The sequence below is a fragment of the Halomonas sp. Ps84H-12 genome, assembly GCF_024124725.1.
Classification (GTDB): domain Bacteria; phylum Pseudomonadota; class Gammaproteobacteria; order Pseudomonadales; family Halomonadaceae; genus Vreelandella; species Vreelandella aquamarina.
This window is the reverse complement of sequence record NZ_JAMXSJ010000033.1, coordinates 14,860-41,766: the sequence shown is the minus strand read 5'-3', so window position 1 is coordinate 41,766 and position 26,907 is coordinate 14,860. Positions and strand designations below refer to the sequence as shown.

Here is a 26,907-nt window from a genome sequence, read left to right as displayed (position 1 = left end):
TGCCGTCGGCTAGCACTTCCCCTTACCGGGCGTGCAGGGGACTTTCACCCCCAAGTCATCCTGAGGCACCACCCCCAGGAACAGCGCCTATCAAGGCGCTACGCGCCGTGCCTGGCGCACAACAAAAACCCCGCAAGAAATCTTGCGGGGTTTTGCGTGACTAACCGCTTATAAAAAGCGCTTAGCAGGCGCGTTTAGCCGAGCAGGTGCTCGACGGCAGCACGCTCTTCGCGCAGTTCTTTCTCGGTGGCTTGCATCTTCTCTTTGCTGAACGCGTCCAGCTCGAAACCTTGTACGATTTCGTATTTGCCACCCTGGCAACGAACCGGGTAGGAGTAGATGATGCCTTCGGCGATGCCGTAGCTGCCGTCGGAAGGAATCGCCATGCTGACGATGCCGTCGCAGCCCAGCGCCCAATCACGCATGTGGTCGATGGCGGAAGACGCAGCAGAAGCGGCAGAGGAAGCACCGCGCGCTTTGATGATCGCGGCACCGCGCTGCTGCACAGTCGGGATGAAGTCGTTTTCGTACCAGTCACGCTCAACCAGATCGAAAGCGGCTTTGCCGTCTACTTTGCACTGGGCCAGATCCGGGTACTGGGTGGCACTATGGTTGCCCCAGATGATCATGTTTTCAACGTCGGTGACGTGCTTGCCGGTTTTCTGAGCCAGCTGTGTCAGCGCGCGGTTATGGTCCAGACGCGTCATGGCAGTGAACTGACCAGCGTCCAGATCCGGCGCGTTGCAGGAAGCAATCAGCGCGTTGGTGTTGGCCGGGTTGCCGACGACCAGCACTTTCACATCACGGCTAGCATGGTCGTTCAGTGCTTTACCCTGTACAGAGAAGATCGCGGCGTTGGCTTCCAGCAGATCTTTACGCTCCATACCCGGGCCACGCGGACGTGCACCTACCAGCAGAGCGAAGTCAGCATCTTTAAAGGCAACGTTCGGGTCGTCGGTGGCAACGATGTCTTGCACCAGCGGGAACGCACAGTCGTTAACTTCCATCACGACGCCGTTCAGCGCGTCCATCGCTTGAGGAATTTCGAGAAGCTGGAGAATGACAGGCTGATCCGGCCCCAGCATGTCGCCAGCGGCAATACGGAAAATAAGAGAGTAGCTGATCTGGCCGGCACCGCCGGTAATCGCAATACGTACTGGATCTTTCATCATTGCTCCTTGATGGTTCGCCTAATGGAGGTTCGCCTGGTAAAGAATAGCGCCATGATGGTATGCCCAGACGCTCAAAAACTCAATCAGACATGAGACGACTACCCTTTCGCGCGCGGGCTTGGTACTCGCTGAAAACGGCCAGTTACGCTATGGTGTGACGGGCTGCGGTACCATCCTTACCGCGCTATCTATTTTGTCATTCCCTTGGAACAGTGACTTCCCATGCGACGAATTCCCCCCTCTTACGCGCTGGCTAGCCTGCTGGTGCTGGCGTTAGTGGTATGGCTGGCCGTTGGCGATTTTCAGCAGTTTCAATCTTCACCTCCTGAAAGCACAGCAGAGCAAGCCGAGGCCCTCCCCCGCGTCGAGGTAAGCACTCAGCAGAGCACGCCGTATATTCCCCAGCAGGTGCTACAGGGCCAGCTCACCGCTGAGCGTGAGACAGTGCTGCGTGCCAACGTCGCGGGTTACGTCGCAGAGAAGCCGGTCAAGCAAGGAGAGAGCGTGGGCCAGGGCGAAACGCTACTAGTGCTGGATAACGATGCCCTGCCCGAACGCTTGCAGCAGGCCAGAGATGAACTTGCGCTGGCCGAAGCCGAGTACGCCGGTGCCCAGAACCTGCGCCGTCGTGAGCTAATTTCCCAGCCGGAGCTGCTGCGCCTGCAAAGTGCGCTCAGCGCCAGCGCGGCGCAGGTGGCGCAGCTAGAGAAACAGCTGCAAGACACCCGGCCCACTGCCCCATTTGACGGCACCCTCGACCGAATACAGGTAGAGCTTGGCGACCTACTCCAGCCAGGCGAAGAGTGGGCACGCTTGATTGATGATCGCCGCCTAACCGGTACCGCCTGGGTGTCACAGCAGCAGATAGGTGCTTTAAGCGTGGGGTTACCCGTGACGGCCCGTCTACTTAACGGTGGATCGCTCGCTGGCGAAGTGAGCTATATCAGCAGCCGTGCAGAAGAAGCGACCCGTACGTTCTATATCGAAGTAGCACTCGACAACCCCGAGCGCCTGCGCTTAGCGGGAGGCAGTGCAGAGTTCACGATCACATTGCCACCCCGCCAAGTGCATACCCTCTCGCCTGCGTTATTCAGCCTTGACGAGCGCGGCCAGTTAACCATCAAGCACTTGGATGACGAGGATCGTGTCGTGCAAACCGCCGTCGAGCTAGTTAGCGCCGACACCCAGCGCGCCTATGTCAGCGGCCTGCCCGACCCGGTCACTCTCATTACGTTAGGGGCTGGCTTGGTCAGCCCCGGCGAAGCAGTAACCCCCGTGCCTGCCCAGGAAGGTGGACATGCGCCAGTTAATTAATGCCGCCCTCACCCATACCCGTACCACACTGCTGCTACTGGTAGGGCTGCTACTGGCGGGCACGGCCGCATGGCAGGCGATTCCCAAAGAAGCCAACCCCGACGTTACCATTCCGATTATCTACGTCTCTCTCGCGCTGGAGGGCGTCAGCCCCGAAGATGGCGAGCGTCTACTGGTCCGCCCCATGGAGCAGGAGCTGCGTGGCATCGAGGGGCTGCGTAAATTCACCGCTCAGTCCAGTGAAGGGCACGGTTCGGTGACGCTTGAGTTCGACCCTGGTTTTGACCCAGACACCGCGCTGGCCGATGTGCGCGAGCGCGTCGATATTGCCCGCAGCAGCCTGCCCGATGAAGCGGAAGAGCCACGGGTGATGGAAGTTAACGTCTCCGAGTTTCCCGTTCTGAGTATCGGCCTCTCCGGCGATCTGGATACCCGGGAGCGGATGACGATTGCCCGGCGCTTGAAAGAGGAAATCGAAGGCATCGCCGATGTGCTCGAGGTAGAGATTGCTGGCGAACGGGAGGACCTGCTGGAGATCGTCGTCGACCCGCTGGTGCTGGAGAGCTACGGCGTTGATTTCGACACCCTGTTCAATCAGATATCACGCAATAACCGCTTGGTCGCCGCAGGCAGTCTGGATACGGGCGCGGGGCGTTTAGCGTTAAAGGTTCCCGGCATTATTGAGTCGTTAAACGACGTGATGAACATGCCGGTAAAAGTAGAAGGAGATCAAGTGGTCACCTTTGGCGATGTGGCGTGGATTCACCCCACCTACAAAGAGGCCGAAGGATTTGCCCGTATTGATGGCCAGCCCGCCGTGGTGCTGGAAATCTCCAAACGCGCTGGGGCCAACATCATCGCGACCATTGAAGCAGTGCGAGAGCAGTTCGCACTCGCGGAAGACCTGCTGCCCGAACAGCTACGGATAACCACTATTCTGGATGAGTCGGTTACCGTGCAGAATATGCTCTCGGAGCTGCTGAATAACGTGTTAACCGCCGTTGTGCTGGTACTCATCGTGGTGGTGGCCGTGATGGGCTGGCGGATGGCGCTGCTGGTAGGGCTGACCATTCCAGGAGCGTTCCTCACCGGCATTCTGCTGGTGTGGGCGTTTGGTTTTACGCTCAATATCGTGGTGCTGTTTGCGCTGATTCTCGTGGCGGGCATGCTGGTGGATGGAGCCATAGTGGTCAGCGAGCTGGCGGACCGCTACCTGCACGAAGGCCAAGCGCCGCATCAAGCATGGCTCAACGCGGCCTCGCGCATGAGCTGGCCGGTGATTGCTTCCACGGCAACGACACTCGCCGTATTCATCCCGCTACTGTTCTGGCCCGGCGTGGTGGGCCAGTTTATGAAGTACCTACCCGCCACGGTGATCTTGTGTTTGCTGGCCTCGCTGGCCATGGCGCTGGTGTTTTTGCCTACTCTGGGCCGCCTGTTCACGCGCACCTCTCATGCCAGTGGTACCGGGCCGATAGATGAAAGCACGGCGCTAGGCCGCGGTTACCGTCGGATACTGAGCCGTCTCCTGCAGCACCCAGCCTGGGTACTGCTGTTTGCCGTACTGCTCATCGCACTGCTGTACACCGGCTATGCACGCTTTAACCATGGCGTAGACTTTTTTCCCAGTGTCGAGCCGGACAGCGCCCAGGTACTGGTACGCGCCCGTGGCGATTTTTCGGCGGAAGAAACTGACGCGATATTGCAGCGCGTGGAGCAGCGCTTGGGTGGTATGGGGGAAGTGGAGGCGCTCTACGCCCGCTCTTACGCTGTGCCCGACCAGCAAATGGGTAGTGATGTAATTGGCATGCTTCAGTTCCAGTTTATCGACTGGTATCAGCGCCGTCCTGCTCGCACCATTCTGGCGGATATGGCTGAGCGCACCCAGGATATCCCAGGCATTACCCTGGAGTTTCAAGAGCAGGAAATGGGCCCCGGCGGCGGCAAGCCGATTGTGCTGGAAGTGAGTGCTACCGACCCGGACATTGCCGATGCAGGGGTTGATCAAATCACGGCGATGATGCGCAACCTTGGCGGCTTTACCGATATTCAGGATAACCGCAGCCTGCCGGGGGTCGAGTGGCAGGTGCATGTGGATCGCGAAGCCGCTGCCCGTATGGGAACCGATATCACCACCATCGGCAGTGCCGTTCAACTGCTCACCACCGGCCTGCAAGTCGCCACTTACCGCCCGCCGACGGTGAATGATGAAGTGGATATTCGCGTTCGCCTGCCAGAAAACTGGCGCACATTGAACCAGCTTGAGCGTTTGACGATTAATACCCCTCGCGGGCAGGTGCCTATTTCGCACTTTGTGGAGATTACTCCTGCACCAAAAGTGGGCACGCTTAACCGCATTGATGGCCGCCGTGCTATTACGGTCGAAGCCGACTTAGCTCCAGGGTTCTTGGCCGATGAGCGGCTGCGCGCTCTATTGGACGCTGGCCAAGGCCAACTGCCCGACGGTTTGATGGTTAACGTCGCCGGTGAGCAAGAGGATCAGCAGGAGTCGATGCAGTTTCTGGTCAGCGCTTTCTTGGTTGCGATTGGCTTGATGGCACTGATTCTGGTGACGCAGTTCAATAGCTACTACCAAGCCGCGCTGGTACTGTCGGCGATTGTGTTCTCAACGGCAGGGGTATTGATGGGACTACTCATCACCGGCCAAGCGTTCGGCATTGTGATGGTAGGCATGGGGGTGATCGCGCTGGCAGGGATCGTGGTGAACAACAATATCGTCTTGATCGATACCTATAACGAGCTGCGCGCCGAGGGCATGTCCCCCGCTCAAGCGGCCTTGGAAGCAGGCTGTTTACGCCTGCGCCCGGTGCTACTCACCGCGATTACGACCGTACTGGGGTTGATGCCGATGGTGTTGGGCGTCAACGTCAATTTGTTTGCCCCGGCATTAGGTTTCAACGCCCCGTCTGCCCAGTGGTGGACACAAATGTCCAGCGCCATCGCCGGTGGGTTGACGTTCGCCACCTTCCTCACCCTGCTGCTCACCCCCTGCATGCTGGTGATTGGCGGCCGCTTACGGCGGGAGAAAGATCTCGGTTGAAAACTAGCTACAAGCCAGCCTGTGGGAGGCCAATTCATTGGGCGACTGTCTGGGCAGGCACTGGTGCCTGAATCGTCGCGAGCTAAAGCTCCCTCCCACAACAAGCCCCTCCCACAGGGTGAAGGGGCTTACGAGGACAGAGGCTTAAGCGGGAGATTTGATCTGCTGGGGGCTGTGGGCTGCATGGAGGCGTGCGATGAGCTGTTCCTCCAGGGCGAAGCGTTCGGTGAGCCCTTTGGCGAGACGGTCAATCCAAGCGGGTAACCGCGCTAGGTTTTGTTGGCAGCGCACCGGGGATACGAAGTCTTCATCAAACTCCAGCACCATGGCAGTAGACATTTCCAGGCGCTCTAGCAGTTGTGCGGCAATGTGAAGCGCGCTTTCGTCATTAAAGGCTTTCGCTTCTTCCGCAAGCTGCGGGTAAATCTCAAAGTGCCCAGCACTGATATAGTCCATCAGCAGTTCGCTGAAGGTATCAATGCGCGCCTTGCTCACGGCTTCCAACTCCGCATCGCAGGCTTCTTTTAGTTCAATAAAGCTCACGAGTAGCGCGCGACGCTGATCAAGCCAGCGATCAATTAAGCTGTGTACGCCTCCCCAGCGCTCCAGGGCATTTTTGCAATCTTCGAGCATGGGGCTTTCTCCTTGCAGATAGCCGCCTTGAACAGGGCTAGACTCGCTTTTCCTTCTGCCTCTGTCAATCCTGGCGGGAATGATTTCCTTGATACTGGAGAGTACGTCTTCGATAGTCAACGCTTGCGTTAGACAGCCGTCGATAGATCGGCTGCCTAACGACTAGGCTAGCGCTTGATGGCTAGCCACAGCATACGCAGCGGCACCAGGGCCAGCACCAAAAAACCGATCAGCGTCCAGGCAGGCAGTGACAGCCCCAACAGCATGAAGTCGATCTCAGCGCACTCCCCAGAGCCGGTAAGCACCATGGCGACGACTTCCTGCATAGGTAGGATATCCATCATGTAATCCAGCCCTGGGCCACAGCTAGGCACCTCATCTGCTGGTAAGCCCTGCAGCCATACATGACGCCCGGCGATAAAGGCACCGGTGCCCACGGCAGCTAACCCCAACAGGCCATAAAGGCCTCTACCCACGCCCCCTTTAGGGTTGTGAATGGCTGCCACAGCTAGCACTAGCCCGGCGGCGATAACCGCTACTCGCTGAAAAATACATAGCGGGCAGGGCTCTAAACCCACAATGTGCTCAAGGCTCAGCGCTACGGCCATCATCAGTACGCAAAACGCGACACCGGCGAGTGCCGTCGGACGAATGGCTGATAATGTCATTGCGCATCCTCGGGTGGCAGTGCAGAAAGCACCCGAGACTCTCGCGCTTTGGTGAAATAACTCTCTAGGAACTCGCTAAAGCTCTCTTGGTCGGCCTCCTCAATATCCCGCTGCTGCTGGTGAGAGGTCTCGATCAGTTGAGCGAGTAGCGCTTCGCGGGAACGCAGCATCGGCGTGGCTTTCAGCTTATCGGCTTGGGCCTGCGCCATGCTTAGTAGCGTGTCGCTTAGTGATCCATTGCCCTCTTGCAAGCGCGCCAGCATTTGCGCCGAGGGGGTCAACGAAGGATCTTTCAAGCGTGGTGCAAGAGCTTCAAGCGCTGCTGCATGGGGTTCGCCCTCCTCGACAGCATCCAGCAAGCGTGCCACCTCAGCCATTTCAGCAAAAATTTGCTCGCCCCAAGCAGGCAGCGTGACCGATTCCCCATTGCGAGTTAGGCGCAGTTCCGGGTCGCGGCCGCGCTCTACGACCAGCCGACGGTTGTCGTCTAGGCGGTCACACTCTTCATCGGAAATCCAGGGGCTGTCGCTGAGTAGGCACCACATCAGGAAGGTATCGACAAAGCGCATCTGGGATTCCGTGACGCCCAACGGATCGAACGGATTGAGATCCAGGCAGCGCACTTCGATGTATTCGACGCCCCGGGCCTCCAACGCCTGGCTTGGCGTTTCGTTGTGCTTGGCTACGCGCTTGGGCCGAATATCGCTGTAGTACTCGTTTTCGATCTGCAGGATATTGGCATTAAGCTGCTGCCACTCGTCGCCGTTTCTCACGCCCAGCGCTTCGTAGTCCGGCCAGGGGGTGGAAATGGCATGGCGCAGCGTGTTGACGTAGTTCGACAGCGAATTGAAGCAAATTTTAAGCTGCGACTGCACTTTATTCTGATAGCCAAGATCCGACATACGCAGTGTAGTGGCATAAGGCGCGTAATAGGTATCGTCGCTGAGCGGCTGCAGCTTATCCGGCACTTGGCCATTCGGCAGGAAGCTTTTGTCTATCGCAGGAGACGCGCCAAACAAGTAGAGCAGCAACCAACTATGGCGGCGGAAGTGGCGAATCATCCCGAAGTAGCGGGTCGAGCGGTAATCGTTAAACGGGATGTTGGTGGCTTTTTCCATTTCCCGCTGCGCGTGCCACATATCGTCCGGCAGCGACACGTTGTAATGCACGCCCGCGATGGCCTGCATAATACGGCCATAGCGTACGTCTAAACCCTTACGGTAGACATGCTTCATGGTGCCGACGTTAGAGCTGCCGTAATCCGCAATGGGCACACTATCGTTACCTGAAAGCCGCGAGGGCATGCTGCCCGGCCAGATCCACTCGTTTTCCAAGTGGTGATAGGTAAAGGTGTGCAGATCAGATAAAAACGCCAGCGCCTCTTTAGGCTCGGAGTACACCGGAGTGATGTACTCCAGTAGCGCCTCTGAGTAATCGGTGGTGATGTGCGGATGAGTCAGTTTTGACCCCAGCGCCTGCGGATGAGCCGTTTGGGCAATATGTCCGTTGGCATCAACACGCAGACCCTCTTTCTCCAACCCGCGACGCAAGCGCCCTAAGCGCCCAAGTCGCGCGCTTGGCAGCAGCCGCTCTACCTGGGCGGTGAGCGAAGATGGCACAGTGAGAGGTTCAGACAAGGTGAACACTCCTTGTTAGTAAGGTCTGCATTAAGCAGGCCTTGTTGAAGTCAGCTGGCATCGCCATAACTATTACCCTGCTTTCTAATCGAGAATAGACAGCAGGATATGGCGACAATGGTTAAATATTCAAGCCGCGCGACTATTTGCCCCGCTTGGCTTTCATCAGCGCAGCCCCAAGCGCACCCATCGCAGCAGGGGGTTCGCTCTGCTGATTGCCCTGGCGCTGCCCACCTTGGCGGCTGCTGCGAGTGGGTTTGCGCGGCGCTGCCGAGGCTGTGCTGCCTGGTGCTTCGGGCTGTTCCGGCTCGTCACCCAAACGCATGGATAGCCCTACCCGTTTACGCGGAATATCCACACTCATCACTTTTACCGTGACGATATCGCCCGCCTTCACAACGCTACGCGGATCATCAATAAAGCGGTCGGAAAGCGCCGAGATATGCACGAGGCCGTCTTGGTGAACGCCGATATCCACAAACGCCCCGAAGTGGGTCACGTTGGTGACAGTGCCTTCCAGCACCATGCCGAGCTTGAGGTCATTGAGGGTTTCAACGCCCTCGCGGAATTCAGCGGCTTTGAACTCTGGGCGCGGGTCGCGACCGGGCTTATCCAGCTCTTTGAGGATGTCGCTCACGGTGGGTACACCAAAACGCTCGTCGGCGAAGTCGGCGGGCTTGAGTGCTTTCAGGGTCGTGCTGTCGCCAATCAAACCTTTCACATCACGGCTATTCTGCTTGGCGATGCGCTCCACTAGCGTATACGCCTCGGGGTGAACGGCACTGGCATCCAGCGGGTTCTCAGCATTGCTAATACGCAAAAAGCCTGCGCACTGCTCGAAGGTTTTCGGGCCAAGGCGGCTCACTTCAAGCAGCTCTTTACGGCTCTTGAATGCCCCCTGCAGGTTGCGCTGAGCGACGATATTTTCGGCAATAGCGGCGCTTAGGCCTGCCACACGGGAAAGCAGCGCGCTGGACGCGGTATTGAGATCCACGCCCACGGCGTTAACACAGTCCTCAATCACGGCTTCCAAGCTGCGAGAGAGCTGCACTTGGGAAACATCGTGCTGATACTGGCCCACACCAATGGATTTGGGCTCGATCTTCACCAGCTCGGCTAAAGGGTCTTGCAAGCGGCGAGCGATAGAGACAGCGCCGCGAATCGTCACGTCCAGATCCGGGAGTTCGCGCGCGGCGTACTCGGATGCCGAATACACCGATGCGCCCGCCTCGGATACCATTACCTTGCTCAGCCGATGGGCTGGGACCAGCGCTTTTACCAGCTCGCCCGCGAGCTTGTCGGTTTCGCGGCTGGCGGTGCCGTTACCTACCGCGATCAGCTCCACACCGTGCTGTTTTACTAGCTTGGCCAGCACGTTAAGGGATTCATCCCAGCGGTTTTGCGGCGCATGGGGGTAGATCGTTGCTTGGTCAATAAACTGACCGGTGGCGTCGATCACCGCTACTTTACAGCCGGTGCGCAGGCCGGGGTCTAATGCCAACGTGACTTTCTGCCCGGCAGGCGCTGCCAGTAGTAGGTCTTTCAGGTTGGCGGCAAATACGTCGATGGCGGTCTGCTCGGCGTGTTCACGCAGGCGGCCCAGTAGTTCGGTTTCCAACGCGGTGTAAAGCTTCACGCGCCAGGTCCAGCGAACTACTTCGCTTAACCATTTATCCGCCGCGCGTCCCTCATCACTAATGCCTACGTGCTTGGCAATCGCCACTTGGGCGGGATGAATGGGTGCGTCGTCTTCGCCCGGCAAACGGATCGCTAGGCTTAAGATGCCTTCGTTGCGGCCACGGAACATGGCCAGCGCCCGGTGCGAGGGCACTTTCGCCAGCTTTTCGTCGTGCTCGAAGTAGTCGGAGAACTTCGCGCCCTCCTGCTGTTTGCCATCCAGCACGCGCGCACTGAGCTCGCCCTCTTGCCATAGCCGCTCCCGCAGTTGACCAATCAGCTCGGGGTCTTCTGCAAAGCGCTCCATCAGAATCTGCTTGGCACCATCCAGCGCCGCCTTGGCATCTTCAATGGCGGGGATATCCCCTTCGGCTTCGCGCAGGTATTGGGCGGCTTCGCTTTCGGGGTCAAGCGTTGGATTCGCTAACAGCGCAACCGCCAGGGGCTCTAACCCGGCTTCACGGGCAATTTGGGCTTTGGTGCGGCGCTTTTTCTTGAAGGGGAGGTATAAATCTTCCAAACGCTGCTTGGTATCGGCAGCTTGAATGGTCGCTTTGAGTGTGGGGTCTAACTTGCCCTGCTCATCGATGGCGGCCAGTACCGCTTCACGACGCTCTTCAAGCTCGCGCAGGTAGCGCAGGCGTTCGTCCAACTGGCGAAGCTGCGTATCATCCAGCGCGCCAGTGACTTCTTTACGGTAACGGGCAATAAAAGGAACGGTAGCGCCACCATCCAAAAGCTCTACCGTTGCGGCGACCTGTTCAGGCCGGACGCTTAGCTCTTCGGCCAAGCGTGCAGTAATGCGTTGTTTGACATCCATAACGTGCAACTAACTCATGCAGCATTCGAGGTGCCGACAAGGTACCACAAACCACCTAGACTGGCATGGATTGCCCTTTACTCCCAACGTTAGGCGGGCACAAAGCGCAGCACAACGCCGTTATTACACCAACGCAGGCCGGTGCCAGGGTCGTACTTCATGGCACTGGTGAACAGCAGCAAATCGCAGCCTGCACAGTGGTATGCGCCTTCATCGTACTGCTTATCCAAGGGGCTTGAGAATGCTGCCTCTACCCCCTCTTCGCGCAGCACCTAAATCTGGGGCAGCCTCAAGATCAAGGCGCGGAAAGCCAAACGAGACACCCGGCAAAACACCCGCTAAGCCGGTTAAGCCGGCTAAGCCTAAAAAGTGACGACGTTTCATTGGCATAACTCCCATCGACAACGGTTGGATAGTAAAGAGAAACAAGCAGATTTGACTGCTCCCCTCCCTAAAGGAAGGAGATTCCCAATTCACCGAGAACAGGACATGGAGACTGACGCCATGCCGCTTACATTCTCTCCAAGGGCTAACACCGCCAGCCCGGCGGCTTTAATGTTGGTTGCGGCGTTGTGGTCGCGGTCATGGTTTGCGCCACATTCGGGGCAGTTCCATTTCCTGACCGTCAACGGCAGCGACGACAATGTGTGCCCACAACCCGAACAGCGTTTGGAGCTGGGGAACCACTGGTCAATGGCGACCAGTGAGCGTCCGCCCCATTCTGCCTTGTACGCCAACTGGCGCACGAACTCACCCCATCCGGCATCGGCAATCGCTTTACTCAGCGTGGGGTTGCGGATCATGTTTTTCACTTTCAGGGATTCGACACAGATCACTTGGTTCTCGTTAATCAATCTGCGGGACAATTTGTGCAAATTGTCCTGTCGGCAATCGGAGATTTTGGCGTGAAGTTTCGCCACCTTCTGCCGGGCCTTGGCACGGTTGGCCGAGCCGAGCTTTTTCTTGCTCAGTCGTCGTTGTGCCTTGGCCAGCCTGGCGGCGTATTTCGCGGTATGGCGGGGATTGCCGACCCGTTCACCCTGGTCGGTGATAAACAGGTCTTTCAGGCCCAGATCAATGCCGGTCATGTTGGAGGTAACCGGCAACTTGCTGGGTTCGAACTCGCACAGACAGCTCACAAAGTAGCGGCCTGCCGAGTCCTTGGAAACCGTGACGGTGCTGGGTTCGCCGGGCAGTTCACGGCTCCAGCGAATGTTCAGCGGGGTTTTGCTCTTGGCCAGATACAGCTTGCCGTCCCGGTATTTGAAGGCCGAGCGGGTGAACTCCGCCGACTGGCGGTGCCGCTTGCTCTTGAATACCGGGTACTTAGCGCGGCCCTCAAAGAAGTTTTTGAAGGCGGTTTGCTGGTGGCGAAGGCATTGCTGCAACGGCACCGAGCTGACTTCGCTCAAAAATGCCAACTCGGGGTCTTTCTTGAGTTCGGTCAGTCGGGCGTTAGCGCCGACATAACCGACTTTTTCCTGGCGCTGATAAAAGGCATCGGTACGCCAGCGTAGTATCGAGTTATAGACAAAACGCACGCAGCCGAAAGTCTGAGCCAGCAGCTCAGCCTGTTCGGGGGTTGGGTAAAACCGATATTTATAAGCGCGTTTCGTCATAGTTCACACTTTAGTCTTATTTGTGTGAAGATAGCAACCAACTTAAAACGGAGGAGCGGGAACAGGGGCGGCTGACGCCGCCGCGCTATCCCTCCCCGCCCTAAAAGGACGGGGTTTCACGCGCAACATTGATGAAAAAGGGACAGTGCCGTGGCACTGTCCCTTTCTGATTACTTAGTTGTCCGTACGTTCGACAATTTACACTTGGGTGTAAAAATTATGTCAACTGCGGGCCTGCTTTGATGATGGCTTCGTTAACGCCTTCAAACTTCTTGAAGTTCTCAACGAATTTAGTGGCCAGCTCTTGCAGGTGGCGGTCATAAGCGTCGCGGTCTGCCCAGGTCTCGCGAGGGTCGAGCAGGCTGGAGTCTACGCCCGGTACGGCTACCGGCACCTCCAGGTTTAAGCCTTCAATGTGCTTGGTTTCTACATCGCGCAGAATGCCAGACTGAATCGCGCTGATGATGGCGCGAGTGGTCGGAATGGAGAAGCGTGAACCGCCTTCACCGTAAGCACCGCCGGTCCAGCCAGTGTTGACCAAGTAAACCTGGGCGTCTTTCTTCTCAACGCGCTTGATCAGAAGGTCGGCGTACTCACGGGCCGGACGCGGGAAAAATGGAGCGCCGAAACACGTAGAGAACGTCGCCGCCAAGCCTTCGGAAGAACCCATTTCGGTGGAGCCGACTTTCGCTGTGTAGCCTGACAGGAAGTGGTAAGCCGCCGCTTCTTTGGACAGCACGGAGACCGGCGGCAGAACACCCGACATATCGCAGGTCAGGAAGACGATGGCATTCGGCTCGCCTGCCAGGTTTTCTGCAACGCGCTTCTCAACGTGCTCCAGCGGGTAGGCAGCACGAGAGTTCTGAGTCAGGCTGTCGTCGGCGTAATCCGGCTCGCGACGGTCGTCGAGTACGACGTTTTCCAGCACGGTGCCAAACTTGATCGCGTTCCAGATGACCGGCTCGTTCTTCTCAGAAAGGTCGATGCACTTGGCGTAGCAGCCGCCTTCCATATTGAAGACAATGCCGTCGCCCCAAGCGTGTTCGTCATCACCGATTAGGAAGCGCGCTTGGTCAGCAGACAACGTGGTTTTGCCGGTGCCAGAGAGGCCGAAGAACAGGCAGGTTTCACCATCTTCGCCCACGTTAGCCGAGCAGTGCATCGGCAGCACGTCGGAAGCGGGCAGCAGGAAGTTCTGCACAGAGAACATGGCTTTCTTCATTTCGCCGGCGTAGCGCATGCCAGCGATCAGCACTTTACGCTCGGCAAAGTTGATGATGACGCAGCCATCGGAGTTGGTGCCGTCGCGGTTCGGGTCACACTCGAAGCCTGCGGCGTTAAGAATGGTCCACTCTTCTTTGGCGGCTTGGTTGTAGGCCTGAGGACGTACAAACATGGTGCGACCAAATAGGTTCTGCCAAGCGGTTTCAGTGGTCACGCGTACCGGCAGGTAGTGAGTGGCGTCGCTGCCCACGTGCAGCTCAGAAATGAAGTGCTCGCCGTTACTCAGGTGATCTTCAACCCGCGCCCAAAGAGCTGAGAATTTTTCAGCGTCGAAGGGGCGGTTAACGCTGCCCCAATCAATGCTGTCACGGGTGGAGGGCTCATCGACGATAAAACGGTCTTTCGGTGAACGCCCGGTGCGTACGCCGGTGTTGACTACCAGGGCTCCGTTCGCCGCGAGGCGACCTTCACCACGGGCCACTGCGCGCTCGATCAGTTCGGCGCTGCTGAGATTAACGTGGGCTTGGGGAGCGGCTTGAGTCGTGGTCATGTCGATTCCTGGGTCTCTAATTTACCGGGCGTCACCGACGCCTTGAGAATCATCCTAGCCTGTGGCATTGCGGTCACAGCAGGCTAGGTGCGCTGAAGTTTGGCGCATTATGGCAAAAAGAAAGCCCCCGGGAAACGGGGGCTTTTACCAAATATCTTGTAGTTAAACTACTACAATGACACTACATTTTGTGTTGCAGCGCAGTATATTTTCAAACACCTGTTTGGCTTTTCGCCATCAAACGGTGCGGTGCGCGGGGTGCAGCATCCCGCCCCAAACGCACCCTCGTCAGGTGCCGACTACACAATTAGTGAATCACCGGCGGTGGCGCGCCTGGGTCCTCCAACAAAGTTTCAATATCCGCTGCGGTGTAGTGATATTTCGTATGACAAAAGTGACATTGGGTATCAATCGCGCCCTGTTCGCGCAAAATATCCCGAAGTTCATCCTTGCCAAGGGTGTAGAGCGCATAACTCATGCGCTCCCGCGAGCAGGTGCATCCAAAGCTCAGCGCTTTGGGGTCGAAGACCCGCACGGTCTCTTCATGATAGAGGCGATACAGCACTTCTCGCTGCTCTAAGCCCAGCAGCTCTTCTTGCTTGATAGTATCGGCTAGGTGAACGCTGCGCTCCCAGGCGTCTACATCCTGGTTTTGCGACGCATCCGGTAAGCGCTGGAGAAGCAGCCCTCCTGCCCGTTCGCCGTCAGCAGCTAGCCAAAGCCGCGTGGGCAGCTGCTCCGACTGGCCGAAGTAGGCTTCCAGACAGCCGCCCAGAGTATCGTGATCCAGCCCGACGATGCCCTGATAGCGATGCCCCTCTTTAGGGTCTAGGGTAATCACGATTTGGCCGTCCCCTACCAGCTCGCGGAAGCTAGCGTGTTCGCTGGGCAGTGCGGCGTCTTCGGCAATACGTGCAATGGCCCGCAGCTCGCCGCCGGGGTTGGACTCTGCCATTAACAGGGCGAGCACTCCCTGGCCCCGCACTTCGATACTGAGCGTACCATCCAGCTTAACGGTATCGGTCAATAGGGCGACCGCCGCTAGCAACTCACCCAGCAGTTGGTTAACTGCGGGTGGGTAGGCGTGGCGGTCGAGCACTTCGTGGTAAGCCGTGCTGAGCGTAACGATCTCGCCACGCACGTTAGTTTGGTCAAACAAAAAGCGTTGAATTTGATCAGACATAAAAAGACCATGGGAGGAGAAGTAGGAGGAGAAGTAATAGGAGAGCACAGCAGGGTAAGCGGCTGCTTACTCCCCTTGCTGGCGCTGGAAGCGCTGGATATCGCGCCGCTGTTTTTTATCAGGGCGTTTAAGCGGGTGCTGCATGGCTTCGTTGGTTAAGCGGCGCGCTTCGGCCTCTTTGGCACGACGTTTAGCGCTATCTTCGGTTTCCGCATAGAGCTTACGCGCTTCCGGTGCGCCTCGACGCTGGTCGGATAGCGCGGTCACTTCCACCTCGAAGATATCCCAGCCTTGCGGCACACGGATCAGCGCACCCAGCTCAACGTTCTTACTGGTTTTTACACGAGCTCCGTCGTAATGGACTTTGCCGCCTTCAATGGCTTTTTTGGCCAGAGCACGGGTTTTAAAAAACCGCGCTGCCCATAGCCACTTATCCAAGCGAACGCTGTCACTCATTCACGCTCTCCTAATGTGTGTGAACTCAGATGTGTGAGCGCTGCCCTGGCAACTCTGCGGGTAGCAGCTGGGCAAATCGGTCAAGGGCAATAAATTCCTGTAGCTCTTTCTCTGGGCGTTGGCTGTCAGGCTGCTTAATACCTAACAGATGCTTGATGCCAAACTCGCGAGCGCTCTCTAGCACCCGGGCATTATCATCAATAAACAGGGTGCGTGCGGGGTCGAATGGCTCGCGTTCTTGAAGTGCAAACCAGAAGGCTTGCTCCTCTTTCGCAGCCCCCACGTCTTCTGATGAGATGATGGCGTCTAGGTAGTTTTCCAACCCCGTGAGCGGGAGTTTTAATGCGAGACTTGCGCGGTCGGCATTCGTAGCAAGTACCACTCGGGGGTGAGCTTGCTTGAGCCATGTCAGGAAGTCCAAAGCATCGCTGCGTAGCCCAATCAAGTGCTGCACTTCGCGCTTGAGGGCAACGATATCCACGTTCAGCTCGCGGCTCCAGTAGGCAAGGCTGTACCAGTTCAGTGTGCCCTGCTCACCCATAATGCGTGCTTTGAGCGCATCCTGACTGGCTTGGTCTAGCTGGTGCAGCTCTACGTAGCGCCGCGGCAGGTGCTCAAGCCAAAAGTGGCTGTCGAAGTGAAGGTCTAGCAGCGTGCCGTCCATGTCGAGTAGGACGGTATCGATCTCGCGCCAATCAATCATTGCCGCTCCAGTCTTAAAGAGTAAGCGTGCTATTGTAGCGTAACCCGTTTTTTGCAGCCACGGAGGCATGATGTCACGCGACGACACAACAACAGGCGATACGCTAACCGGCTATCCGCGCAAGCCGCAAATCTTAGGCCGCCAGCGCGTCGCCCAAAGCCGTCTATTTCAAATTGAGTCACTGGATTTGCGCTTCTCTAATGGGGAAGAGCGACAGTTTGAGCGTTTGACGGGGGCTGATCGCGGTGCGGTGATGATTATTGCCATGCCCGACCCGGACCATGTGCTGCTCATTCGGGAGTATGCTGCGGGGTTCGAAGATTATGTGCTGACGCTTCCCAAAGGCTTGGTCGACCCCGGCGAAGACATAGTCACCGCCGCCAACCGCGAGCTGATGGAAGAGTGCGGCTTCGGCGCGCACCGCATGGAACCCTTAGTGGAGCTTTCGCTAGCGCCCAACTACATGCGCCACCGCATGCAGGTGTTGATGGCAACGGACCTCTACCCCAAACGCTTACCGGGTGACGAGCCCGAACCGCTGATTGTAGAAACCCATGCTATTGAAGAACTTCCTGCACTACTCTTGCGCGAAGACTTCCACGAAGCCCGCGCCATCGCCGCGCTCTATATTGCGCGGGATAAACTACGCGAAGAGAAGCGCCGTGGCGGGATGGATTTGCTCTAGCACACGCCCTTGACAATGTTGTGGGAGGGGCTTCAGCCCGCGACGATTCAAGCTCTCAGCCGACTCAGAAAATCGCCCAATAAAATTGGCCTCCCACATCAGTCATTAGCGGCGTAACCGCCTACAAAGTTCCACTGCTGAGTTGCTATAGGTGGTGTTTTAACGGGATCCAGCGGCGTTGGCGGTGGCTGTCTAGGCCAGCTTCGAGGAGCGCCATGCAACGCAAGGCGTCATCGATATCCACGGGAAGCGGCGCTTTATCACGAATCGCCGCGCTTACCCCTTGGTAATAGGCGAGATAGTCGCCGGGCAATGTGGGGTGGTCGTGACGGACAAGCGGTGCGTCTTCACCCTCTCCCTCGCGCAGGGTCAGCGTTCCAGGGCTATCTTCTCCCCAGGCTGAAGACGGCGTTTCCCCGGCTTTCAAACGATCTTCCTGCGGGTCTAAGCCGTACTTGATATAGCTGCCTTTGGTGCCATGGATGCGGTAGCGCGGCGTGGGTTCTGCCACCAGCGTACCGGCACTCAAGCTCACTCGGAAACCCTCGTACTCCAGCAAGGCGAGGAAGTCGTCATCGGCTTTGGCGCCGTCACGGCGTACGCCTAGCTCTAGCAAAATGGCGTTGGGCGTGCCGAATAGCTCGCAGGCCTGATCTAGCAGGTGCGGGCCTAGGTCGTACCAAATACCGCCCCCTGGGGTGGCTTTTTCCCGCCAGCGGTCACGCACTTCAGGGCGAAAGCGATCAAAGCGCGACTCAAAGCCGGTCATGCGCCCTAGCGTGCCTTTCTTTAAGAGCGCTTGAATGGTCAGGAAGTCACTATCCCAGCGGCGGTTATGAAATACCGAAATCATCCGCTCTTTATCCAACGCCAGCGCTTTTAACTGCTTTGCTTCTGAGAGCGTAACGGTAAAGGGCTTATCCACCACCACATGCTTACCCGCCGCGAGCGCCGCTTTGGCTAAGGGGAAGTGGGTATCGTTTGGCGTGGGAATCACAATGAGATCAAGGTCTGGGCGCTTACATAGCGCCAGCGCTTGGCTCTCTATTTCCACGTTAGGCAGGTCCGCCTTCACTTTGGCCGCATCACTGGAAGAGACAGCCACTAAATCCAGCCCTGCGGTCGCTTGAATCAGCGGGGCGTGAAACGTCTTGCTTGCGAAACCATAGCCAACAAGGCCAACGTTGATGATCGCCTTCATTACAATCCTTAGTCGATGTGACGGTTCAGGTTGGCAAAAAAACAGCCCGCACGAGACGGGCTGTTTGATGGAGAGATTAATCTAGCTTAGAGAGGTCGCGCACCGCGCCTTTATCGGCGGAGGTGGCGAGTAGCGCATAGGCTTTGAGCGCAGGGGTAACCTTACGCGGGCGCTGCTCGACCGGCTTCCAGGCATCTTTGCCTTTGGCATCCATGGCTTCACGGCGTTTAGCCAGCTCGGCATCGCTGAGTTGCACGTTGATGGAGCGGTTGGGGATATCGATCAAGATGGTGTCGCCCTGCTCGACCAAACCAATCGCGCCCCCTGCTGCCGCTTCCGGAGAAACATGACCAATCGATAGGCCCGATGTACCACCGGAGAAGCGACCATCGGTGAGCAGCGCACAGGCCTTGCCCAACCCTTTCGATTTCAGATAAGAGGTCGGGTACAGCATCTCTTGCATGCCGGGGCCGCCTTTGGGGCCTTCGTAGCGGATGACGACCACATCGCCCTCTTTTACTTTGCCATCTAACACGTCGGCCACCGCTTGGTCTTGAGACTCCACCACGTGGGCTTTGCCTTCAAATACCAAAATGGAGTCATCAACCCCTGCGGTTTTCACCACGCAGCCATCCAGCGCGATATTGCCGTAAAGCACGGCCAGGCCGCCCTCGCGGGAGAACGCGTGCTCCAAATCGCGTATACAGCCGGTGGCGCGGTCGCCATCCAGGCTTGGCCAGCGGGCGCTTTGGGAGAAAGCGGTTTGAGTCGGTACACCGCCAGGGCCAGCCTTAAAGAACTCAACCACTTCTGAGCTAGGCGAGCGCATGATATCCCACTCTTCCAGAGCGGCCTTCAGGCTATCGCCATAGACAGTCGGCACCGAGGTATCGAGTACGCCTGCCCGGTCCAGCTCACCCAAGATGGCCATAATGCCGCCGGCGCGGTGTACATCTTCGATATGGTACTTCTGGGTATTAGGAGCCACTTTACACAGCTGCGGCACTTCACGAGAGAGACGGTCGATATCCGCCATGGTGAAGTCAACTTCCGCTTCTTGGGCGGCGGCCAGCAGGTGAAGAATGGTGTTGGTCGAGCCGCCCATGGCGATATCCAGCGTCATGGCGTTCTTGAAAGCGGCTTTGCTACCAATCGCGCGGGGGAGCAGGTGCGCCTCTTCGCCCTCGTAATAGCGTTTGGCCAGCTCGACAATACGGTGACCGGCATTTTCGAACAGACGGCGACGATCGGCGTGGGTCGCCAGGACGGTGCCGTTACCCGGCAAGGCCAACCCCAATGCTTCGGTGAGACAGTTCATAGAGTTGGCGGTGAACATACCCGAGCAGCTTCCGCAGGTAGGGCACGCACTGCGCTCGACTTCGGCCAGGGTTTCGTCATCGACACTGTCGTCGGCCGCCATGACCATGGCATCGACGAGGTCGAGGCCGTGATCCAGGAGTTTGGTCTTACCGGCTTCCATCGGGCCGCCTGATACAAAGATCACCGGAATATTGAGGCGCATCGCGGCCATCAGCATTCCTGGGGTGATTTTGTCGCAGTTGGAGATGCACACCAGTGCATCGGCGCAGTGGGCGTTACACATGTACTCGACGCTGTCAGCAATGATATCGCGGCTCGGCAGCGAATAGAGCATGCCGTCATGACCCATGGCGATGCCATCGTCCACGGCGATGGTGTTGAACTCTTTGGCTACGCCGCCCGCTTTTTCAATCTCACGCGCCACCAGTTGGCCCATGTCTTTTAGATGCACATGACCGGGTACAAACTGGGTGAAGGAATTGGCGACCGCAATAATCGGCTTATGAAAGTCGTCATCTTTCATACCGGTGGCACGCCAAAGGGCACGGGCGCCAGCCATATTGCGGCCAGCGGTGGTGGTACGGGAGCGATACTCGGGCATGGTGTCCTCTACATCTTTATCATGGCCTGCCGCATACATGGCGGCAGGCAGTTGAATCCAGCGGCCTTAGATTGTGGCATGAGCGCACCGCTGAGACTAGATGTAGAGGGCAACCAACGGGGGTTAGCGGTTAAAACTCATCCCACTCATCAGCACTCGTGCTGGTGCTCTGCCTACTGGCCTGCTGCTTGGAAGATTTGCTGCTCGACAGGCGAGGCGCTGCTTGCTTGGCCGCCTTTTGAACGCTGCTAAGCTTCTCACGGGCAGCACTAATGCTCTCTGCTTGCGCTCCCTCCAAGCGGAAAGCATCAACCACGTTAGCCAGTTCAAAGGCTTCCAGGGCAAGGTTGTCTGCTGACGCGGCGATAGACTGCACTTTGGAGGCGTTTTGCTGAGTCACGCTATCCATTTCCGCAATCGCCGCATTAATCTGCCTAATACCGCTACTCTGCTCGCTGGAAGCGGTACTAATGGAGGCCATTAACTCACTCACACGGCTTACCTGTTCCACGACGTTTTCGATGGCACTTTCTGCTTGCTCCACCGCACTACGCCCCCCTTGCACTTCCTGTGTCGTGCTGTCGATCATCTTGCGAATTTCCTGAGATGCATCGGCACTGCGGCTTGCCAGCACCCGCACCTCGCTGGCAACCACCGCAAACCCGCGCCCGTGCTCACCGGCTCGCGCGGCTTCTACCGAGGCATTGAGTGCCAAAATATTGGTTTGGAAGGCAATGCTATCGATAACCCCTATCATTTCAGTCATCTTTTCGGCACTTTTGGCGATGCGCTGCATACGTTCAACCAACTGCTCCATCTGCTGACGAGTAGCTCGCGTACTGATAGCATTTTGTTGGGCAAGCTCTGTGGCTTGGCGAGCATTATCGTTATTTTGCTGAACGGTTGAGGTCATCTCTTCCATGCTGGAAGCCGTTTGTTGCAGCGATGACGCTTGTTGTTCGGTTCGCGTCGCCAGCTCCTCGTTTTCGGTGGCAATTTGCTGAATGGCGGGGGTGACGACCGACACGCGGTTTTCCACATCACCAACGATGCTAGAGAGACTAAAGCGCATGGTATCCAGCGAATAGAGCAGCTCGCCTAGCTCATCATTACTTTGACGGCGCTCCCGTGCCGCTAAGTTACCCGCCGCAATTTGGAACGTCATATAGCGTGCCCCCGCTAAGCTGCGGAAGACAGATTTCAAGATAAATACGCTGAGGGCGACCAGCACACACAGGCCAATCAGCATCAGCACCAACTGCGCAATAAACATCTGCTGGCGACCCTGGCGAGCATCTGACATCAAATTGACCGCGCCAGCACGCTCGTAGTCGACCAACTGGCTATTTAGCTCGCGAATCTCGGTAGTCGCGGGCAGCACTACGCTATTGAGCGATTCAAATGCCGCAAACCCATTGGCTTGCCCAACGGCTTCAATGGCGCTAGCAACACCATCACGCCAAGTGCTAAAGGCAGCATTAAACGCTTCTACACTCTCTTCGGGTGCACTACTGGTTTGGCGGTACTCTTCCCACAGCTGCTGAGCGGTCTGCGTGCTGCTGGTGAGACTGGCAGACACTGCGTCCATATCCACTCGACGTGGGTTTCTTACCGCAGGCTCCAACTGCTCAACGCCCAAACCAATGTGACGCTCGATTAACTGCAGGTCAGCTACTGCCTCAAGACCTGCGCGGTTGAGAGTTTCAAGCCGCTCTCCAGAAGCATTTAAGCCATACAGCCCTAACCCGCCCGATAAACCCAGCAGGACCACTGCAACGACAACCATGCCGGTTAACTTGGCTTTTAAGCTTGTGAACTGAAAGCGCGCCACAATACCGCCAAGGCCTCGGCGCGTTAACGCCCCTTGGTGGAGAGCATAGCGGCGGGATTTACCCTTTTCGCGTATCTCCGCATACACTCGGTCTGCCAAGGCGATCTGTTTATCCGAGGCTTTGCGGCGTAAAGAGGTGTAGCCAACAATGCGGTCGCCATCTCTCAAAGGTGCCACTGTGGCATTGACCCAGTAGTGATCACCATTTTTACGGCGATTTTTAACCGTTCCCTGCCAAGTGCCACCTGCCTGAATGATTTTCCAAAAATCGGCATAAGCGGCTTCGGGCATATCGGGGTGGCGAATTAAATTATGCGGCGCGCCAAGCAGTTCATCCCTTGAATAGCCGCTGACTTCCACAAAGGCTGCGTTGGCATAGGTCACATTACCTTTTAAATCAGAGCGTGAAATAAGCACGGTCTCTTCATCAAGCACATATTCGCGTTGGGTAACGGGCTGGTTGTTGCGCATAGAAGCTCCCCAGGGGCATTTTTTAATAATTTGATTTTTCTTTATTATCCAGAATTAGCGGGGCACTTAACCAGTAAACAGATGTAAAAAAGCGCCGCTCTCTTCAGAGCGGCGCTTTTAATGATTTTATTGCTTGTGTAAGCCCATCATGCTGGCCAGCTACTTGAAGACCACATTAGCAACATCCCGGTAGCGATTAGCAAAGTGCACCGTCATCCCCTCTTTTAGGTAATCCGGTAGCTCCTCGTAATCACGGCGATTTGCCTCAGGCAAGATGACCTCAAAGATATCGCTGCGCCGTGCGGCAATCACTTTTTCGCGGATACCGCCTACCGGTAGCACCTGGCCGGTGAGGGTTAACTCACCGGTCATCGCCAACGGGCGAGTGATGGCTTGATGTTTAGCCAACGACAGTAGCGCGGTGGTCATGGTTACCCCGGCAGAGGGGCCATCCTTCGGCGTGGCTCCTTCAGGCACGTGGAGGTGAACAAAGGCAGAGTCAAAGAAATCTGCATCCGCACCGTACTCCGCCAAATGCCCCAAGGTGTAGCTGTAGGCAATATTGGCCGACTCTTTCATCACATCGCCCAGCTTGCCGGTTAGCTTGAAGCCGCGATCTAGCGAATGCACCTTGCCTGCCTCAATGGGCAGCGTGGCACCGCCCATGGATGTCCAGGCAAGCCCTGTGACGACTCCTTCGCCTTTCAGGACTTTCTCTTTACGGAAAAGCGGTGCGCCCAGGAACTCTTCCAGGTTCTTGACCGAGACCTTGACGGTTTCAACATCTTCTTCCAGCAGTTTCACCGCGGCTTTGCGCACAATGCGGTGCAGCTGTTTTTCTAACTGACGTACGCCTGCTTCACGGGCATAGCCGTCAATCACCTGCTTCAGCGCCGCATCGCTCAAGTTAATGCGCCTCTTCGACAAGTTGTCGCGCTTAAGCAGCTTGGGCCAGAGGTGATGCTTGGCGATCTGCAGCTTCTCTTCAGCGATATAGCCCGACAGGCGAATCTGCTCCATACGGTCGAGCAACGGCCCGGGGATGCTATCCAGCGTGTTAGCGGTGCACACGAAGAGCACCTTGGAAAGATCCATCCGCACGTCGAGATAGTGGTCGAGGAAGTCAACGTTCTGCTCGGGGTCAAGCACTTCCAGCAGCGCCGAGGCGGGGTCACCCTGGAAAGATTGACCCAGCTTATCAATTTCATCCAGCATGATGACCGGGTTTTCTACCTCAACCTCTTTGAACGCCTGAACGAGCTTACCGGGCATTGCGCCTACATAGGTGCGTCGATGGCCTTTGATTTCAGCCTCATCCCGCATACCGCCCACCGAGAAACGATAAAACTTACGTCCCAGCGCTTCGGCAATAGAGCGGCCAATGGAGGTTTTACCCACCCCTGGCGGGCCAACCAGCAGCACAATCGAGCCGCCTACATCGCCTTTAAAGGTGCCCTCGGCAAGGAACTCGACAATCCGCTCTTTCACGTCTTTTAGGCCATCGTGGTCGCGGTCGAGGACTTCTCGAGCATGGGCAAGATCCAGCTTATCCTGGCTGGTTACTCCCCAAGGCAGCGAGGTTAACCAGTCCAGATAGTTGCGGGTGGTGCCATACTCCGGCGAGCCCGTTTCCAGCACGCTGAGTTTATTCAGTTCCTCATCGATACGTGCCTGAACTCGCTCTGGCACCACCAAGGATTCCAGCCGGTTTCGGAAAGTATCCACGTCGTTTTCGCGGTCATCTTTAGAGATGCCCAGCTCACGCTGAATCACCTTCAGCTGTTCGCGTAGGAAAAATTCCCGCTGACGCTCCTGCATCTGGGCATTGACCTGCTCGCTGATTTCGCTTTGCAACTGGGCGACATCGATCTCTTTACGCAGCAGCGGCAGCACTTTTTGCATCCTCTCGGCAACGGGTAGCGTTGCCAGCACGTCTTGCAGCTCTGGGCCTTTGGCCGAGGTAATCGCGGCGGCAAAGTCGGTCAGCGGGCCGGGCTGATGGGGGCTAAAACGGTTAAGGTAGTGTTTTAGCTCCTCCCCGTAGAGCGGGTTAATGGGCAGCAGCTCTTTAATGCCGTTGATGATCGCCATGGCATAGGCACGGGTCTCTTCATCTTCGGCATTGACCGGCTCTTTCGGGTAAGTCACTTCCACCAAGTAAGGCGGCTCTTTGGAGAGCCAGCGCTGGATTTTAAAACGCTGCAACCCCTGAGCAATGAACTGAATCTGTTGATCTTCGCCTTTGAGCTTATGCACCTTCACTGCGGTGCCAATCTCGGGGAAGACTTCATGATCCAGCGACTCAACGCCATGCTCCCCAACAAACGCAACGCCGATAGTGTGGTGTGGCGTGTTATTGACCCGGCGCATGGTCTCTTCCCAGCGCTCGCGGTTAATGACCAGCGGCTGAACCTGGGCAGGAAAGAAAGGACGGTTATGAATCGGTAGCAGGTAGATGCGCTCGGGCAGCATCTCACTGGCAGGCAATAGCGAATTTACCCGCTCCCCATCAGAGCGGTAACCGTTGCTTTTGGGGTTATCTTCTTGAGAATCGTGCGACTCACTCTCAGTAAGCCAGTCTTGATGTTCGTGTTCTCGATCGTAATCCTGGTCGCTCATGCGCCCTCCCATCAACAGTCACTAGTGGCTTGGGCCACTCAGCATTGCTAAAGGAATGTGGGCACACAGGGAAAACTTCAACCCTCAAGGCAATTTAGCCAATGGTTATGAAAGCATTCATGGCCAAAGCGTCGGCATAGGGCGGCCATTCACACGCCAGACTCCTCGAATCACATCAAACTGCAGCTCCCGCGTGCCTAAAGGCAAGCCCAACCAAAGGGCGGCAACCGTTGGGGCATCATGCCAAATAAAATCGCCGTCGATGCGCTCTAGCCAGCGAGCACGTTCATCGGATTTACCAAGAGCCGTGATACTTAACTCATCCAGGCGGCGCGCATCAAAAAACAGAGCCCCCTCGGCATCCACCTGCAAGCCAAGCAACGGGCTATCAATATCAATAGTGGTAACATCTAAGCGCGGAGAATTACTGAGTACCTGGAGCAAATTTGGCTCTAAGCGTGACAATAAGCCTTCTGCCATAGGCAGGCTAGCATCGCCCCAAGCAGCCTCCTGACGCAGCCGACGAATGGTTGCCCGCACTGCATCTCCGTTTAGCCGGGAAAGCTCCGCTTCTATACGGCCGCTTAACAGCGAGGTATCAGGTGCTTCGCTAGGCACACGCACATCGCCAATAATCAGCTCGCCCTTCAAGCGCAGCTCACTCTCATCCAGCTCCATATGGCTATGCACATCTAAGGGTGTGACATGAATATCGTAAGCGGGATAGCGCAGCGCTAAACTTTCAATATGCAGATGGTCGCGCTGAGCAAAATGGTAGGCATCTTCAATATAGGTATAACGGCTTTCTAGCTGGGTTGGCCCCAGCGTGAGTTGGGCAAGGCCATCGGTCAGCGTGAGCTGTTCCAGCAACCCGCGCAAACGCCAGTCACCAAACAGCCCCTCTAGCCGAACGCGAGCACCACGAACCGCCAGCTCACGCCCGCTCTGCTGAATCACAAAGGGCGCCAGGGCCAGACGCAGCTCGGTGTGCCCACTCAACGTTTGATAGCGGCCTTGCCAGCGTGGCACCGAAGGCGCCGAGACCTCACCCACCGCTTTCTGCAATACACTATCCAAGCGCGGCAATAGGGTGCCTTCAACATCCGTGCTGAGCACACCATGACGGGCCCGGTAGGTCAGTTCCAAACGCCAAGGCCGACCTAAAAGAGGAGAAAGAACCAGCCCTCCACGGGAGGTTAGCCACCCCTGGTGGTTCTCAATTCGACTGACACGCCACTCGCCCCGCGCCTCCAGATCTTCCAGCGCTTGGCGTAGGCTACGTTCAAAAAGAACGCTGGATAGCAGTTGCGCGACCATCCAGATCACGGCCACGGCCGCGAGGATAGGCACGATCAAACGTTCCTTGCGCATGCTATCTCCTTGAATAGCCTCCCCAAGAAGGCTTCGCTCCATACAAGCAGTAGGCGTGCAACACAGTAAGCATAGCAGTTGATGCGCAGGC

Annotated in this window: 18 protein-coding genes and 1 pseudogene; 3 read left to right on the top strand and 16 right to left on the bottom strand. The window is 57.0% G+C overall.

Annotated features, from left to right (window positions below; genetic code table 11):
- Nucleotides 1-194 precede the first annotated feature (194 nt).
- A complete protein-coding gene (locus NH344_RS14755; RefSeq protein ID WP_016913321.1) occupies nt 195-1,169 on the bottom strand; it encodes a malate dehydrogenase in 975 nt (324 codons plus the stop codon).
- A 225-nt stretch (nt 1,170-1,394) separates the two neighbouring features.
- Between NH344_RS14755 and NH344_RS14750 the strand changes: the two genes are divergently transcribed.
- Together NH344_RS14750 and NH344_RS14745 are read left to right on the top strand one after the other, a co-directional pair.
- On the top strand, nt 1,395-2,486 hold the full coding sequence (locus NH344_RS14750) for an efflux RND transporter periplasmic adaptor subunit (RefSeq protein ID WP_253028070.1): 1,092 nt from the start codon (nt 1,395-1,397) through the stop codon (nt 2,484-2,486).
- The gene (locus tag NH344_RS14745; RefSeq protein ID WP_253028069.1) at nt 2,470-5,547 is read left to right on the top strand and encodes an efflux RND transporter permease subunit; all 3,078 of its coding nucleotides are present in this window, start codon (nt 2,470-2,472) and stop codon (nt 5,545-5,547) included. Before NH344_RS14750 ends, NH344_RS14745 begins: the two co-directional genes overlap by 17 nt.
- Before the next feature lie 144 nt (nt 5,548-5,691).
- On the opposite strand, the gene rsd is transcribed toward NH344_RS14745, so the two are convergent.
- From rsd to yrfG, 10 genes and pseudogenes are all read right to left on the bottom strand, one after another.
- Entirely contained in the window at nt 5,692-6,180 is a 489-nt protein-coding gene (gene rsd / locus NH344_RS14740; protein ID WP_044630363.1) for a sigma D regulator, read from the bottom strand.
- A 167-nt stretch (nt 6,181-6,347) separates the two neighbouring features.
- Nucleotides 6,348-6,848 carry a disulfide bond formation protein B gene (locus tag NH344_RS14735; protein WP_230835163.1) on the bottom strand — a complete coding sequence of 167 codons (501 nt, stop codon included), beginning with the start codon at nt 6,846-6,848 and terminating at the stop codon, nt 6,348-6,350.
- Nucleotides 6,845-8,485, bottom strand: a complete 1,641-nt coding sequence (gene gshA / locus NH344_RS14730; RefSeq protein WP_253028068.1) for a glutamate--cysteine ligase — start codon at nt 8,483-8,485, stop codon at nt 6,845-6,847. The genes NH344_RS14735 and gshA overlap by 4 nt, the downstream gene beginning before the upstream one ends.
- A gap of 142 nt (nt 8,486-8,627) precedes the next feature.
- Complete coding sequence (locus NH344_RS14725) at nt 8,628-10,982, bottom strand: Tex family protein (protein ID WP_253028067.1); 2,355 nt, start codon at nt 10,980-10,982, stop codon at nt 8,628-8,630.
- An 89-nt stretch (nt 10,983-11,071) separates the two neighbouring features.
- Nucleotides 11,072-11,366, bottom strand: a pseudogene (locus NH344_RS14720) (peptide-methionine (R)-S-oxide reductase).
- Between the two features lie 89 nt (nt 11,367-11,455).
- On the bottom strand, nt 11,456-12,601 hold the full coding sequence (locus NH344_RS14715; protein ID WP_044630367.1) for an RNA-guided endonuclease TnpB family protein: 1,146 nt from the start codon (nt 12,599-12,601) through the stop codon (nt 11,456-11,458).
- A gap of 217 nt (nt 12,602-12,818) precedes the next feature.
- The gene (locus NH344_RS14710) at nt 12,819-14,375 is read right to left on the bottom strand and encodes a phosphoenolpyruvate carboxykinase (RefSeq protein ID WP_044630368.1); all 1,557 of its coding nucleotides are present in this window, start codon (nt 14,373-14,375) and stop codon (nt 12,819-12,821) included.
- Between the two features lie 307 nt (nt 14,376-14,682).
- Nucleotides 14,683-15,558 carry an Hsp33 family molecular chaperone HslO gene (gene hslO, locus NH344_RS14705; RefSeq protein ID WP_044630369.1) on the bottom strand — a complete coding sequence of 292 codons (876 nt, stop codon included), beginning with the start codon at nt 15,556-15,558 and terminating at the stop codon, nt 14,683-14,685.
- 66 nt (nt 15,559-15,624) lie between these two features.
- The gene (hslR, locus tag NH344_RS14700) at nt 15,625-16,014 is read right to left on the bottom strand and encodes a ribosome-associated heat shock protein Hsp15 (RefSeq protein ID WP_044630370.1); all 390 of its coding nucleotides are present in this window, start codon (nt 16,012-16,014) and stop codon (nt 15,625-15,627) included.
- 25 nt (nt 16,015-16,039) lie between these two features.
- Nucleotides 16,040-16,717 carry a GMP/IMP nucleotidase gene (gene yrfG / locus NH344_RS14695; protein ID WP_044630371.1) on the bottom strand — a complete coding sequence of 226 codons (678 nt, stop codon included), beginning with the start codon at nt 16,715-16,717 and terminating at the stop codon, nt 16,040-16,042.
- 70 nt (nt 16,718-16,787) lie between these two features.
- Between yrfG and nudE the strand changes: the two genes are divergently transcribed.
- Nucleotides 16,788-17,402 (top strand): ADP compounds hydrolase NudE, encoded by a 615-nt coding sequence (gene nudE / locus NH344_RS14690; RefSeq protein ID WP_044630372.1) that lies wholly within the window; start codon nt 16,788-16,790, stop codon nt 17,400-17,402.
- Between the two features lie 145 nt (nt 17,403-17,547).
- Here the strand turns inward: nudE and NH344_RS14685 are convergent, their stop codons facing one another.
- The 5 genes from NH344_RS14685 to NH344_RS14665 all read right to left on the bottom strand — a co-directional run bounded on the left by NH344_RS14685 (nt 17,548) and on the right by NH344_RS14665 (nt 26,816).
- Nucleotides 17,548-18,603, bottom strand: a complete 1,056-nt coding sequence (locus NH344_RS14685) for an oxidoreductase (RefSeq protein ID WP_044630373.1) — start codon at nt 18,601-18,603, stop codon at nt 17,548-17,550.
- Between the two features lie 76 nt (nt 18,604-18,679).
- Nucleotides 18,680-20,524: a dihydroxy-acid dehydratase gene (gene ilvD / locus NH344_RS14680; protein ID WP_044630388.1), complete on the bottom strand. Its 1,845-nt coding sequence runs from the start codon at nt 20,522-20,524 to the stop codon at nt 18,680-18,682.
- A 130-nt stretch (nt 20,525-20,654) separates the two neighbouring features.
- Nucleotides 20,655-22,826: a PAS domain-containing methyl-accepting chemotaxis protein gene (locus NH344_RS14675; RefSeq protein WP_253028066.1), complete on the bottom strand. Its 2,172-nt coding sequence runs from the start codon at nt 22,824-22,826 to the stop codon at nt 20,655-20,657.
- 159 nt (nt 22,827-22,985) lie between these two features.
- Complete coding sequence (gene lon, locus NH344_RS14670; RefSeq protein WP_228168681.1) at nt 22,986-25,445, bottom strand: endopeptidase La; 2,460 nt, start codon at nt 25,443-25,445, stop codon at nt 22,986-22,988.
- Between the two features lie 117 nt (nt 25,446-25,562).
- Entirely contained in the window at nt 25,563-26,816 is a 1,254-nt protein-coding gene (locus tag NH344_RS14665) for a DUF945 family protein (RefSeq protein WP_044630376.1), read from the bottom strand.
- Between the last annotated feature and the right edge of the window lie 91 nt (nt 26,817-26,907).

What these genes read in the sequence shown, in the direction of transcription:
- hslO (WP_044630369.1), bottom strand. Translation starts at nt 15,558, where the DNA reads ATGTCTGATCAAATTCAACGCTTTTTGTTTGACCAAACTAACGTGCGT.
- ilvD (WP_044630388.1), bottom strand. Translation starts at nt 20,524, where the DNA reads ATGCCCGAGTATCGCTCCCGTACCACCACCGCTGGCCGCAATATGGCT.
- rsd (WP_044630363.1), bottom strand. Translation starts at nt 6,180, where the DNA reads ATGCTCGAAGATTGCAAAAATGCCCTGGAGCGCTGGGGAGGCGTACAC.
- NH344_RS14685 (WP_044630373.1), bottom strand. Translation starts at nt 18,603, where the DNA reads ATGAAGGCGATCATCAACGTTGGCCTTGTTGGCTATGGTTTCGCAAGC.
- NH344_RS14725 (WP_253028067.1), bottom strand. Translation starts at nt 10,982, where the DNA reads ATGGATGTCAAACAACGCATTACTGCACGCTTGGCCGAAGAGCTAAGC.
- NH344_RS14665 (WP_044630376.1), bottom strand. Translation starts at nt 26,816, where the DNA reads ATGCGCAAGGAACGTTTGATCGTGCCTATCCTCGCGGCCGTGGCCGTG.
- yrfG (WP_044630371.1), bottom strand. Translation starts at nt 16,717, where the DNA reads ATGATTGATTGGCGCGAGATCGATACCGTCCTACTCGACATGGACGGC.
- NH344_RS14710 (WP_044630368.1), bottom strand. Translation starts at nt 14,375, where the DNA reads ATGACCACGACTCAAGCCGCTCCCCAAGCCCACGTTAATCTCAGCAGC.
- NH344_RS14675 (WP_253028066.1), bottom strand. Translation starts at nt 22,826, where the DNA reads ATGCGCAACAACCAGCCCGTTACCCAACGCGAATATGTGCTTGATGAA.
- lon (WP_228168681.1), bottom strand. Translation starts at nt 25,445, where the DNA reads ATGAGCGACCAGGATTACGATCGAGAACACGAACATCAAGACTGGCTT.
- nudE (WP_044630372.1), top strand. Translation starts at nt 16,788, where the DNA reads ATGTCACGCGACGACACAACAACAGGCGATACGCTAACCGGCTATCCG.
- NH344_RS14750 (WP_253028070.1), top strand. Translation starts at nt 1,395, where the DNA reads ATGCGACGAATTCCCCCCTCTTACGCGCTGGCTAGCCTGCTGGTGCTG.
- NH344_RS14745 (WP_253028069.1), top strand. Translation starts at nt 2,470, where the DNA reads ATGCGCCAGTTAATTAATGCCGCCCTCACCCATACCCGTACCACACTG.
- NH344_RS14755 (WP_016913321.1), bottom strand. Translation starts at nt 1,169, where the DNA reads ATGAAAGATCCAGTACGTATTGCGATTACCGGCGGTGCCGGCCAGATC.
- NH344_RS14735 (WP_230835163.1), bottom strand. Translation starts at nt 6,848, where the DNA reads ATGACATTATCAGCCATTCGTCCGACGGCACTCGCCGGTGTCGCGTTT.
- hslR (WP_044630370.1), bottom strand. Translation starts at nt 16,014, where the DNA reads ATGAGTGACAGCGTTCGCTTGGATAAGTGGCTATGGGCAGCGCGGTTT.
- NH344_RS14715 (WP_044630367.1), bottom strand. Translation starts at nt 12,601, where the DNA reads ATGACGAAACGCGCTTATAAATATCGGTTTTACCCAACCCCCGAACAG.